The 12,071-nt window shown below is 59.8% G+C and carries 11 protein-coding genes; 5 read left to right on the top strand and 6 right to left on the bottom strand.

The annotated features are described in order from the left end of the window. Positions 1-1,087: DEAD/DEAH box helicase family protein (locus A3764_RS21365; RefSeq protein ID WP_161487526.1), on the bottom strand; the 1,087-nt coding region annotated here is incomplete at its 3' end. Between the two features lie 94 nt (positions 1,088-1,181). Next, the gene (locus tag A3764_RS21360; RefSeq protein ID WP_236628288.1) at positions 1,182-1,475 is read right to left on the bottom strand and encodes an antifreeze protein; all 294 of its coding nucleotides are present in this window, start codon (positions 1,473-1,475) and stop codon (positions 1,182-1,184) included. Between the two features lie 141 nt (positions 1,476-1,616). On the opposite strand from A3764_RS21360, the gene A3764_RS21355 reads away from it, so the two are divergent. Together A3764_RS21355 and A3764_RS21350 are read left to right on the top strand one after the other, a co-directional pair. After that, positions 1,617-1,928 (top strand): ETC complex I subunit, encoded by a 312-nt coding sequence (locus tag A3764_RS21355; protein ID WP_067922617.1) that lies wholly within the window; start codon positions 1,617-1,619, stop codon positions 1,926-1,928. A gap of 219 nt (positions 1,929-2,147) precedes the next feature. Next, complete coding sequence (locus tag A3764_RS21350) at positions 2,148-3,389, top strand: GAF domain-containing sensor histidine kinase (RefSeq protein ID WP_067922614.1); 1,242 nt, start codon at positions 2,148-2,150, stop codon at positions 3,387-3,389. A 60-nt stretch (positions 3,390-3,449) separates the two neighbouring features. Here the strand turns inward: A3764_RS21350 and A3764_RS21345 are convergent, their stop codons facing one another. Continuing rightward, positions 3,450-3,974 (bottom strand): superoxide dismutase family protein, encoded by a 525-nt coding sequence (locus A3764_RS21345; RefSeq protein WP_067922611.1) that lies wholly within the window; start codon positions 3,972-3,974, stop codon positions 3,450-3,452. 369 nt (positions 3,975-4,343) lie between these two features. On the opposite strand from A3764_RS21345, the gene A3764_RS21340 reads away from it, so the two are divergent. The 3 genes from A3764_RS21340 (at position 4,344) to A3764_RS21330 (ending at position 9,733) form a co-directional block, all read left to right on the top strand. Beyond that, on the top strand, positions 4,344-7,580 hold the full coding sequence (locus tag A3764_RS21340) for a PAS domain S-box protein (RefSeq protein ID WP_067952077.1): 3,237 nt from the start codon (positions 4,344-4,346) through the stop codon (positions 7,578-7,580). A 169-nt stretch (positions 7,581-7,749) separates the two neighbouring features. Beyond that, positions 7,750-9,351 carry a PAS domain-containing sensor histidine kinase gene (locus tag A3764_RS21335; protein WP_161487185.1) on the top strand — a complete coding sequence of 534 codons (1,602 nt, stop codon included), beginning with the start codon at positions 7,750-7,752 and terminating at the stop codon, positions 9,349-9,351. A gap of 13 nt (positions 9,352-9,364) precedes the next feature. Next, on the top strand, positions 9,365-9,733 hold the full coding sequence (locus A3764_RS21330; protein WP_067924883.1) for a response regulator: 369 nt from the start codon (positions 9,365-9,367) through the stop codon (positions 9,731-9,733). 377 nt (positions 9,734-10,110) lie between these two features. Here A3764_RS21330 and A3764_RS21325 read toward each other — a convergent pair whose 3' ends face one another. From A3764_RS21325 to A3764_RS21315, 3 genes are all read right to left on the bottom strand, one after another. Continuing rightward, positions 10,111-10,473, bottom strand: coding sequence for an Hpt domain-containing protein (locus A3764_RS21325; RefSeq protein WP_067924880.1), 363 nt, complete (start codon positions 10,471-10,473; stop codon positions 10,111-10,113). Beyond that, positions 10,470-11,453 (bottom strand): response regulator, encoded by a 984-nt coding sequence (locus A3764_RS21320; RefSeq protein WP_067924877.1) that lies wholly within the window; start codon positions 11,451-11,453, stop codon positions 10,470-10,472. The genes A3764_RS21325 and A3764_RS21320 overlap by 4 nt, the downstream gene beginning before the upstream one ends. A gap of 339 nt (positions 11,454-11,792) precedes the next feature. Continuing rightward, positions 11,793-12,071, bottom strand: a 279-nt coding sequence (locus tag A3764_RS21315; protein WP_150122377.1) for a S1C family serine protease, incomplete at its 5' end; no start/stop codon positions are given.

The raw sequence follows: 12,071 nt of genomic DNA, 5'->3' as shown, positions 1-12,071 counted from the left end.
TGGCGTTGTCGGGGATGAATTCAAAAAGGGTGGGGGGCGGCTCGCCGGGGGCGCGGCCCGTCAGGTAGCGTGAATAGTTTTCGATGCCGTTGCAGACGCCGGTCGCCTCCAACATCTCCAGATCGAAGTTGGTGCGCTGTTCGAGCCGCTGTGCTTCCAGCAGTTTGCCTTCACCGACAAGCTGATCGAGCCGGCTGCGCAGCTCTTTCTTGATGCCGATGATGGCCTGCTGCATCGTAGGCTTCGGCGTCACGTAGTGGCTGTTGGCATAGACACGGATCTGATCGAAGGCACCTGTCTTTTCGCCGGTGAGCGGATCGAATTCGGTGATGCTTTCCAGCTCCTCCCCGAAGAAGGAAAGCCGCCATGCCCGGTCTTCGAGGTGGGCGGGAAAAATCTCCAGACTGTCGCCGCGCACCCGGAAGCTGCCGCGCTGGAACGCCGCATCGTTCCGCTTGTATTGCTGGGCCACGAGATCCGCGATGACCCGCCGTTGATCGTAGGAGCCGCCGACTTTCAGGTCCTGTGTCATGGCACCATAGGTCTCCACCGAACCGATGCCGTAGATGCAGGAAACCGAGGCCACGATGATCACGTCGTCCCGCTCCAGAAGCGCCCGGGTGGCGGAGTGGCGCATCCGGTCGATCTGTTCGTTGATCTGGCTTTCCTTTTCGATATAGGTGTCTGACCGCGCGACATAGGCTTCGGGCTGATAATAGTCGTAGTAGCTGACGAAATATTCGACGGCGTTGTCGGGGAAGAAGCCCTTGAACTCGCCATAAAGCTGGGCGGCCAGCGTCTTGTTGGGCGCAAGGATGATGGCCGGGCGCTGGGTCTTTTCGATGATCTTCGCCATGGTAAAGGTCTTGCCCGTGCCGGTGGCCCCCAGCAGTACCTGATCCCGTTCGCCGGAAACGACCCCTTCGGACAATTCCTCGATCGCGGTGGGCTGATCGCCCGCCGCCTCGAACTCCGTCACGAGGTTGAACTTCTTCCCGCCCTCCAGCTTGGGCCGGTTGCGCACATCGGGCGCGGGGTTCGCAAGCACGGGCATGGTTTCCGACCGGTCGGAATGGGCGTAGGGCATGGATGAAGGCTCCTTCGGGCGACCCCCTATAGGTGCCATCTGCGGCCCGTTGTTCAAGGGGGCGTGGGCGAAAGGAGAACGCCGATCCCCGAATTCAGCGCAGCAGCCGCTTCCGGTTGTACCTTACCTTGCGGCTCAACGGGGCGAGAGCGGCGTCCACCACCTGATCGGGGCGCTTGCCGGCCATCAGCGCAGCGGACCCGGCGGAGAACGCCTTGAGCATCGCGGGGCCCTTTTCCTGCACCATCCGCAGATTTTCACCGGGCCGCTGAGGCAGAGCGCCGGACATGCCCCAGATGCGCAGGGCCATCACCGTCTGCGTATCCACGATGAGCGCGGTGAGACGCAGGTTGAAATTGAGCAGGTCAAAAGGAGACATGGGGGGCATGGGAGACTCATGAGCTAGCAAATTTGCAGATTAGCGCTGCAGCGCGGCATTGCCAGAGCTTACCTTATAAATGCGCCCGGTCCCGCTTGCCCCCGCAGCGCAAATCGCGGATAAATGCCGCGCAATCGACGGAGTCCGACAATGCGCGCACGTATCTATCAGCCTGCCAAGACGGCAATGTCCTCCGGCACCGCGAAAACGCGTGTCTGGCTGCTGGAATTCCTGCCCCAGTCACCGCGGGACGTGGACCCGCTGATGGGGTGGACCTCCTCCGACGATACACAGAGCCAGGTTCGCTTGCAGTTCGATACCCGCGAAGAAGCGGAAGAATACGCGCGCGAAAATGGCATCGATGCGCAGGTGCGTCTGCCCAACCGGCGCAAGGCGAACATCCGCGCGGGCGGCTACGGCGAGAATTTCGCGACCGGTCGCCGTGGGGCGTGGACCCACTGAGCGGCAGGAGTGGCAGACTGATGCCCGCCTCCTCTTCGAAGCGCATTCCCATCCCTTGAACCTGCGATTCTCCGCCGATCGGGCCTTTCGGTTGGCCCGCGTGTTGACAAGCCCCCCTTAGCTGCAATGAAAAAGCACCTTTGTGATGGCAACTTCCGGCAGGCAGTGGCTAAGGTTGGCAGGTTTGTGTTGTTATCGAATTCAACGAAGGTATTGAGAATGAGTGATGCGGATCAGCAGGGCGGTACACTGCAGGATCATGCGGCGTTTCTGGCCAAGTCACATGACTTCCAGAACGACATTGAAATCCTGACTGGCAGTGAACTGGTGGGGACGATCCTCGAAACGGTGATGCTCGCCACCGACATGCGTTTTGCGGCTGTCGCACGTGTGACGGCGGATCGCTGGGTCGCCTGCCGGACCGTGGATGAGGTCAACTTTGGCCTGCGCGCGGGGGACGAGCTTTCGATTCAGTCCACCTTTTGCCAGTCCGTGCGCGAAACCTCGGAAATGATCATGTTCGATGATGTGGCCACTGACGAGGTCTACAAGGATCACCCCATCGCCCTGAAGTTCGGCATTTCGAGCTACGCCTCCGTCCCGATCCGCCGCAGCGACGGCAGTTTCTTCGGTACGCTCTGCACGCTCGATACCGATCCGCGCAATGTCAGGAACCCGCGGGCCGTGGCGATGCTGGAGATGTTTGCCGACATTATCGGGCGCAGCCTCGAAACAGAGGAGCAGTTGGAAGCCCGGGACCGCGAGGTGGAGAAGGAACGCGAACTCGCCCGGATTCAGGAAGAATTCGTGGCGGTGCTGGGCCATGATTTGCGAAATCCCGTCGCGGCGCTGAACGCCGGGCTGCGCCAGTTGCAGCAGGAAACGGTTTCGGAGCGCGGAGCCAAGGTATTGCCGCTGATGCGGGCCGCGCTTCACCGGATGAGCGATCTGATCGACAATATCATGCTCCACGCCAAGGCGCGGCTGGGGGGTGGCATTCAGGTCACTCCGACCGAGGACGCACCGCTCGCCGAGGCAATCACCAACGTGGTGGAAGAAACCCGCGCGGCGACACCCGAATGCGAGATCACGATGCAGATGGATCTGGACGAGCCGGTGAAATGCGATGCGCCCCGTATCGCGCAGGCCGTTTCCAACCTGCTGTCGAACGCGGTACGCCATGCCGATCCGGGCACTGCCGTCGATGTGAACTGCGAATTGCGGGATTGCGAAGTGATCATTGCCATATCGAACCACGGCACGCCGATCCCGGAAGAAATGCGCGAGACCTTGTTCGATCCGTTCGAGCGGGGAGTGGGGGTTTCGGACGAGGGGCTGGGCCTTGGGTTGCATATCGCATCGGCCATTACCATCGCCCATGACGGGGATATCGGGCTCACCTGTGAAGGAGGCATCACCACCTTCACGCTCCGGTTACCGACTGTACCGAACCAGGGCTAGCCGCAAAAAAGGCAGACCCCCCGGGGGCCTGCCTTCTCAAACTTGGTCTACGGGGCGGTGTCAGCCTTCCTTCTGGAAAACACCGCATGCGATCCGCGCACCCGCGTCACCCGCGGGCTGGGATGTATAGTCATCCGCGCCTTCGTGGATAATGAACGCCGCGCTATCGTCATCCATGATTATCGTATCGACTTCGAGCGCGCTCAGGAATACTTCGCCTTTGAGCACACCGTCATCCCCGACGGTCATGTTCGGCATGTCGCCGGGGTGCGGGCCGTTGGCCGAAAGCACGCCATGTTCACTGTCACCCGCGATGTGGCCGCCGGCGGATTTGTAATCAGCCGCGGAACAATCGCCTGTTTCATGCAGATGGACGGCGTGCTCCCCTGCGGGCACGCCATTGATGTTCAGCGTGACAAGCATGCTGCCGGAGGCGGTGTCGTTCAGTGTCACGCTGCCGGCAATGGCGCCGTCCTGTCCATCCACCAATGCGGAGGCGACAGGCTGCATGTGTTGTTCGGCCATCACGGGCAATGCGAAGGCTATGGGGGCGAGGGCGGTCAGGAAGTGGGTCTTTAAAGACATCTTAACTCTCCTTTGTTGGGTCAAAGGGGAAACCGCTCCGCCGGGGGCTTTGTTCCCCCGGGCGGTTCCATTCCGACGGCCTGAACAGAGAAACCCCGGCGCATTACCCGGGTGCTTCGCGCCCCTTGATTCAAGATTTGTCCGCGCCCTTGGCGATTGATCAAACTGCCTTTAAACCAGTTGAAGAACGGGCCCATCACAAGGGGTTCGAGACCGAGCAGACGGAAAAAGACATTGGCAGATGATTCGTTTCTACCTATAGGTGGTAGTCGTGGGCGAAATACAAGCTCGTTCAGCTATGCTGACAAGAGAAGCCCGCAGGATCGCAACGCGGTCACCGCAATGTCCTTGTGAGCGGGGTAGGGTAGTTTGTTCCGACGGTTGGAAATCTTTCTGATAATTCTCTGTCTGTCGCTGAGTATCGCGCTCTTTTCCTATGCCCGCTCGGCTGCGCGACTGTCGGCCGATACCGAATTTTCAGAACTGGTCGAGGATGGCGTTTCGATCCTCGAAAACCGGCTCTCCACCTATCTGCAAAGCCTGAACGGCGCGGCTGCCTTCCTGCTTGCCTCCGAAAAGGTCGACACCCGGGAATTCGCGGCCTACGTCGAGACGCTGAATATCAGGAAATTCCTGCCCGGGATCAACGGGATCGGCCTGATCGTGCCCGTGATGGAAGAGGACATTCCCGCCTTTCTCGAAAAGGTGGCGGACGAAGTGGACCCCCGCTACCAGATCCACCCGATTACCGACCGGGAAGAGAAACTCCTGATCAAATTTGTCTCCCCTCTCGATCTCAATCGGCAGGCGCTCGGTCTGGACATCGGGTTCGAGGAAGGACGCCGCAGGGCCGCCGAGGAAGCGCGCGCCACGGGCGAGCCGCGCCTCACCCCGCGTATCCTGCTGGTGCAGGACAGCACCCGGCAACCCGGCTTTCTGCTGCTGCGGCCCGTTTACCAGAACGAGATAAACGGCGTGGTGCCCGAAGACAGGGGTGAATTCCGGGGCTGGGTCTATGCGCCCTTCATCGGCACCAATCTTCTGTCAGGGCTCACCCCGAACCAGGGACGGAACTACGATCTTTCCGTTTATGACGGCCCCATGCCGGCCTCGGAGGCGCTGATTTTCGACAGCGCGATGCCAGAGGCGGAGCAAGGGCGTTTCGCGGCGGCCCATAACCTCGATCTCTATGGCCGCACCTGGCATGTGGCCTTCAACAGTACCCCGGGCTTTGATCAGGCCTATAGCACGGTCCTGCCGCTGCTCATCCTTTTTGCGGGGATCGCGCTGACGGTGCTTCTGGCGGTGTCCCTGCGGACATTGCGCCTGCGCAACCACGCCATTTCCGAAGTGGCCGATCTACGGTCCCGCCAGCTGGGCGCGCGGGAGGCCGAGAACCGTTCGATCATCGAGAACGCGGTCGCCGCCGTTTTCCTGCTGGATCAGCGCGGCGTCGTTCTATTCACCAATCAGGCGGCGCAGGACGTTTTCGGCTATTCAGATGCCGAGATGAAAGGCCGTTCCTTCGACGATTTCCTTGAAATGCTGTCCAGAAAGCCGACGCACCACGGGTTCAACGCGCGGGGCACGGCGCGGGACGGAACGCGGCTGATGCTGGACGTTCAGACGAACCCGTGGACAACCGCCGACAACGAGCCGCGTACGACAGCCATCGTGCGGGACGTCACCACCGAGATCAACGCCCGGCTCGAGGTCGAAGAGACCAAGCGGCGCTATGACCTTGCCATTTCCGGGGCGGAAATCGGCGTCTTCGACGTCGATCTCGTGACCGGGGAATCCGTGGTGTCAAAGACTTGGCATCAGATCATGGGCACCACCGTGCATAGCCATAATTTTGACACACAGGCGCATTTCATTTCCCGGATCCATCCCGAAGATCTGCCCAAGCTGACGCAGGCGGACCGGGATTGCATCGAAGGGCTCACCGAGCGGTCAACCGTCGAATACCGCGTACGCTTCGGTGACGGCTCCTGGCGCTGGATGCGGTCCGATGCCGTTGTGGTCAAACGCTCCCGCGAGGGTACGGCCCTGCGGCTGGTCGGCACCCAGACCGACGTGACCGATCTGCACCATTCCCGCAACGCGCTGGAAGCGAGCGAGGAGCGCTTCCGCCTCGTGATCGAGGAAGCGCCCGTGGGCATGGCGCTGATGGACGAAAGGGGGCGGTTCATCGGCGTCAACGACGCGCTCTGCAAGCTCTGCGGCTACGACCGCTCCGAGCTGATGGGGCGCATGCGGCTGGCCGACCTGCTTGAACGCGAAGACATCAAGGTGATGTACGAACAGGTTTCCCGCCTGACGGCGGAGGGGAAATCAAAGACCTACCAGATCGACCGCCAGATCATTTCAAAGGACGGGTCGCGCCGCTGGGGCCTGTTCAACGTCTCATGGACCTTTGACAAGAACGCGCAGACGAATGTCTATATCGCGCAGATCGTCGACATTACCGACCAGAAGAAACTCGACCAGATCAAGAGCGAATTCGTCGCGACCGTAAGCCACGAGTTGCGCACGCCGCTCACTTCCATCAAGGGCGCGCTGGGCCTTTTCGAAGCGAATTCCGCCGACAAGATGACCCCGGCCTCCGCCCGGCTTATCGAGATCGCGAAGACCAACGCGGATCGCCTGACTGCTATCGTCAACGACATCTTGGATCTGGAGAAAATCTCTTCGGGGGAGATCGTCTTCAACTACGACAACGTGGATGTCGCAGAGATCGCGAAGGCGTCGGTGGATGAGATGATGCCTTTTGCCGTCGGCCACCGGAATACCCTTTCCCTGCAGCTGCCCGATGACAACATCACCGTCTTTGCGGATGTCGGTCGCACCAAGCAGGTATTGGCGAACCTCATTTCCAACGCCTGCAAATATTCGGATCCCGATACCGAGGTTACGATCCGGATCGAGCGCATCAAGGAAGAGGCGATCATCTTCGTCCAGAACACCGGCCCGGGCGTGCCTGAAAGTTTCCGGCAACGGATTTTCCAAGCGTTTTCGCAGGCGGATGGGTCCGATACCCGTTCCAAGGGGGGCACGGGGCTCGGTCTCAATATCACGCGGCAGATTGTGTGGCGGCAGGGAGGCAACGTCGGTTTCGAAAGCGTGCCCGGCGGGCTCACGGTCTTCTGGTTTACCTGTCCTATTTCCAAGGTCGATGCGCTGATCCCGAAGGCGGAGACGCCGGCATTGCGCAAGGTCGACACCGGCCCCATCCGCATCCTCCACGTGGAGGACGATCTCGACTTCGCGGAGGTCTTCCGCTCCGGCATAGGGGAGGCGGCCGACGTGGTGAGCGTGCCCAGCATCTCCGAGGCCCGCGCGGCACTGGCGGACGGTCAGTTCGACGTGCTGCTGCTGGATTGGTCCGTGCCCGACGGAAGTGCGAGCGAATTGCTCGATGCGGTGCGCGAGTCCAACAGCCGGGCAAAGATCATCGGCCTTTCCGCAGACAGTACGCCGGTCGAGGATCCGCGCATCGTTTGCAACCTCATCAAGTCGAGAACGGATATGGCGCAGCTGGTTCGCACGATCATGGACAAGGGAGCGAAAGGGCCGGTGAGCAACCTACGGGTGATCGGCAATTGAATCATCTTTCTGCCTTAATCTTGCCCATTTAGACTGCGACAACCGGTCAAGCATACAAAAAGATTTACTTGGTGCTTTGACTGGCGGAACGCCCGCAGGCGAGGACGACCTAATGAAACGACCTATTTTCTCGGCACATGATGCCAAAGTACTTATTTCAGGAAGCCTTTTGGCAACAGGATGGTATGCCACCGCAGACACCCTGCTGCCCCCCTCCCTCCTCGATATCGGACCCATCATGGGGGCCATTGCCATTTCCGGGCTCGTTCCGGTGCTTTTCGTCAAGAAAAACCTGAACGGCGGCAAATCCCGAACCTCCGAAATCGCTATGGCGGAACGCTTCGCGAACCTGAAATCCTCGACCCTCATCAACGTCGTGGATGCTGAAAACCGCATGACCGAAGTGAACGACGAAATGCTGGCCTTTACCGGGTATACCCGGGATCAACTGATCGGCCAGCCTGTCCGGATGCTCTATGGGCCAACGGGCTACCAGACCGCGGACACGATTCGCCGGGGTCTGGCCGAAGGCAAGATCTGGCAGGGGGACACCCCGCTCGTTTGTTCGGACGGTTCCGTTCGGGTCACGCAGACAACCGTGATGCCGCTCTTCGACGGGGAGGGGAACTGGTCCGGCTCGATCTCGGTCCGGAACGACCTGGCCAAGAATGAAGCGTTTCTTTCCGGCAAGATCAACTCCACTGCCTTGCATGAACTGCGCGACAGTATCTGGATGGTCGACGTGCAGACAGAGCACTTCCACTACATGAATCGTGCCGCGCTGGACTGGATGGGCCTTGGCGGCGGTTCATATGACCGGCTCTCGCTGGATGATATCCAGACCAAGATGGACATCTCTCCGCTCATCTCTGCTTACCACGCGGTGCGCGACAAGGGGCGGGAGGACGTGCAATGCAACCTCGTGCTCAAGGGCATGCAGTTCGAGGTCAGCGTCAAGCGCGTGGCCATCGACGATCAGAATGACCAGATCCTTTTCGTCTTCCAGGATATTTCGAACCGGGTCGAAAAGGAGCAGATGAAGGCTGAATTCGTCTCCACCGTCAGCCATGAGCTGCGCTCGCCCCTGACGTCGATCAAGGGCTCGATGGGGCTTTTGCTGTCCAACGCCGCGGGTGAGCTACCCGAAAAGGCGCGCGGCCTGCTGGAGATCGCGCATCGCAACGCGGAACGGTTGGTGCTGATCATCAATGACATTCTCGATCTGGAGAAGATCGTCGCCGGTGGAATGGAGTTCGAACGGGTCCCCACCGATCTGTCGGATCTGATCAACGAGGCGGTGCTGTCTTCTTCGATCAACAGCCAGCGGTTCGACGTGACCATCGAGACCGTAGGGACCGAAGAACCCGTAGAGGTGCACACGGACCCGAACCGTACCATCCAGGTCCTGACGAACCTGCTTTCAAACGCCTGCAAGTTCTCCCGCCCCAATGGGAAGATCATTGTTTCGCTTACACAGCAGCAGGGACGTCTGCGCGTCAGCGTCAAGGATCACGGGCAGGGGATTCCGGCCCGCGACAAGCACAAGATCTTTGAACGGTTCGCGGATATGACCAATTCGGATCGGGCCAGCAAGGGCGGTACCGGGCTTGGCCTGAGCATCTGCAAGGCGATCGTGGAGAACATGGGCGGAGACATCGGATTCGAAAGTCAGGAAGGCGTTGGAACGACCTTCTATTTCTGCCTCCCCACGGAGGAGGCTGTGGTATATCATACAGAGAACGCCCAGCCCGGTCTGCGGGACGCAGGTTGACCAAGGAAACGTCATGATCAAACTGTTACATGTCGAAGATGACGCGGATATCCGCGAAATCGCGAAGATGTCGCTCGAACTTACGGGCGATTTCGAGGTTGTGCAGTGCAACTCCGGTCAGGAGGCACTGGATACCGTGCCGAGCTTTACCCCGGATGTGATTCTGCTGGACATGATGATGCCCGGGATGACCGGCAAGGAAACGCTGGAGCATCTGCGCAAGATCGACGCACTGAAAGAGACGCCCGCGATCTTCATGACAGCGCGCGCCCAGAATGCCGACGTGGAAGAGTTCCGCGCAGTGGGCGCCGTTGAAGTGATTTGCAAACCCTTCGATCCCATGTCGCTTGCCGAACAGATCAAGACAGCGATGAACGCCTGAAGATTTCACACCCCGCAAAGAACGCCGCAGCCTTGTCGCTGCGGCGTGTTCGTTTGTGGACTTGTGGTCAGGTAGGGCCGCTTTGGCACTGTGCTGGTGGGCCGGTTGAAAGGCCCGCAGTATCGGTGGAGTTTCGTGATGGTGGGGGGCATCCTCGCGCCGGGCGGCAACCTTAGCTGTGCAGGGCGCAGCGAAGTGTGCATCGCGAAGCGCAGAGAATTTCAGCGAAATGAGGGAGAGAGGCGGAGGGCAGACCGATTGGCCAGTGTCTTGTTCAGCAACACACTTGGGGGCTGTCTGTCTTGTTCAGGTCCTGAAGGTTGCGGGCCCAAAAATAGCGCAGCCTTCAAAGGCTGACGCAGCAAAATGATCGGGGGTCAGGCGGCGTCGCTGATCAGCTCGGCGCAGTTGCGGACGAAACTGTCGATGTGAAAGACCAAATCCCCGGGGCAGGCGGTAATGCCGTTTTCCATATCCCTGAGGTGTTCGATGATCTGCGCTTCGCAGGCGCGGGCGGTGCTGCCCAGTTCGGCAAAGCCGATGGAGCCGGCGCTGCCCGCGATCTGATGCAGGATTGCCTGGGCGGCGGCCAGGTTCTCGTTGATTTGCTCAGGCGTTCCACCGTTCCACGCGTCCAGAGTATGCTGCGCGATACGGGCCTGACGGTCGGAAAGCATTTCGACGAAACGCGCGCGAATGCGCTCCAGACCCGGTAGGGCGTTAGCTGTCGTGGCTGTCATGCAGATTGTCCGTACAGAAAAAGATCACTCATCGAAGAATCGTAGCGGCGGGCGGTGTCTTCGGCGCTCGATTGAGCAACACCAAGAGAATCAAGAATTTGTTCGTTCGATTTCCAGACTAGCCGAATGGCCTTGCCCGCGCAAAGACGCGGTTGGATGCGCTGTCCATCGTTCGCGAAAAGCTCGGCCTGCGCCAGCGACAGGTTCACCTGCTCTGTCACGCTGGCCATTTCAGGGCGCCATCCCGCTTCGACGATGCAGACGAATGTACCGTTCCCCGCATAGGACATCAGGAACTGGTGCTCGGACAGCGTATCGGAGATGACTTCGGCCACATCGGAAATCATGCTGTGAAATTCGAACCCTGTCAGGGCTTCGTGAAATTCGTTGATCCGCCGGATCGACAGCGCAAAGACGGTGGAGCCGAATTGCGCGGACCGGGAAAGCTGGGCCACGTAGTTTTCCATCGCCACGCATTCGATGACATTGTCCACATCGTAGATGGAAATGGGTTCGTGCAGGGCGATCGTGGTCTCGGCAGGTGCACTTTGGGTCGCGAGTGCCTTGGTGGAGAAAATCTTGCGTGTACGCGATTTACGCGACATGACGATTTTCTGCATCGCGGTCAGCCGCGATTTCAGTTCAACAACCTCGAACGGTTTTGTCACATAGTCGGTGGCGCCAGCAGTAAAGGCAGCGTCGATATAGCGTTTTTCCGACATCGCGGTGAGCATGAGGATCGGCGCATCGGCGTAGCGCGCCGTGTCGCGGATGAGGCCCGCGAGTTCGACACCGTCCATCCCCGGCATCTGGATATCGAGCATGAAGCAGTCGAATTTGCCGCTTCCCTTTTCGGCAATGATTTCCAAGGCCTCGAACCCGGATTCGGCTGTCGTCAGAGTGTAACCGCCGAAGGCATCCACGAATTGGGCCAGCAGTTCCAGAATGATCGGGTCGTCGTCGACCGCCAGGATTTTCATCGATTCGTCCTCTTGTCATACCGCGGGTTTGGTACGCGTTCTTCCCAACAACTATACCGTGAATAGTGGCACAAGTTTGACGAAGTATGAAAAAGGGGCGAAGAAATGGCGGTGATTTCGCGATTCTCCCGCTAAAATTGCAATAAAAATCAACGGCATATGGGCGCCATTGAAACGTTTATGCTCATTTTGGGGCCAAACGGGCGAATGCCACAGGTCATCCGATACGAGGATCGGTATATCATGCCCCGGCGCCTCCCCGCCACCGGAGCATGACGTCCCGCACCCCTTTCAGGGGGGACTGCCCGGCGGGAGGAGACGCTCCCGCCGGGGTCGGTGTCAGGCTTTTTCGGAAGCCAACGCGCCGACGGTGACTTTCAGGGTCACTTCCTCGCCCTTCTGCAGGACGACCATCTCGGTCGCGGCGTCCGGTGCGGTTTCAGCGACGGCCCGGGTCAGATCACGCAGTTCCTCGATCTCGGTGCCGTTGAAGGACAGGATGATATCCCCCTTCTTGAGGCCTGCGGCCTCTGCGGGGCTGTCTTCGTTCACCATCTCCACCACGGCTCCCTTGGGCGCGTCGTAGCCGAGAACGGTCGCGACCTCGTCAGTCATCGG

It is taken from the genome of Sulfitobacter sp. HI0129, assembly GCF_001635395.1.
Taxonomy (GTDB): domain Bacteria; phylum Pseudomonadota; class Alphaproteobacteria; order Rhodobacterales; family Rhodobacteraceae; genus Sulfitobacter.
This window is presented reverse-complemented; position numbering and strand designations above follow the sequence as displayed.

Bases quoted from the DNA above. Each gene is read 5' to 3' on its own strand.
- A3764_RS21355 (WP_067922617.1), top strand. From the start codon at position 1,617: ATGCGCGCACGTATCTATCAGCCTGCCAAGACGGCAATGTCCTCCGGC.
- A3764_RS21360 (WP_236628288.1), bottom strand. From the start codon at position 1,475: ATGCCCCCCATGTCTCCTTTTGACCTGCTCAATTTCAACCTGCGTCTC.
- A3764_RS21325 (WP_067924880.1), bottom strand. From the start codon at position 10,473: ATGACAGCCACGACAGCTAACGCCCTACCGGGTCTGGAGCGCATTCGC.
- A3764_RS21330 (WP_067924883.1), top strand. From the start codon at position 9,365: ATGATCAAACTGTTACATGTCGAAGATGACGCGGATATCCGCGAAATC.
- A3764_RS21350 (WP_067922614.1), top strand. From the start codon at position 2,148: ATGAGTGATGCGGATCAGCAGGGCGGTACACTGCAGGATCATGCGGCG.
- A3764_RS21320 (WP_067924877.1), bottom strand. From the start codon at position 11,453: ATGAAAATCCTGGCGGTCGACGACGACCCGATCATTCTGGAACTGCTG.
- A3764_RS21345 (WP_067922611.1), bottom strand. From the start codon at position 3,974: ATGTCTTTAAAGACCCACTTCCTGACCGCCCTCGCCCCCATAGCCTTC.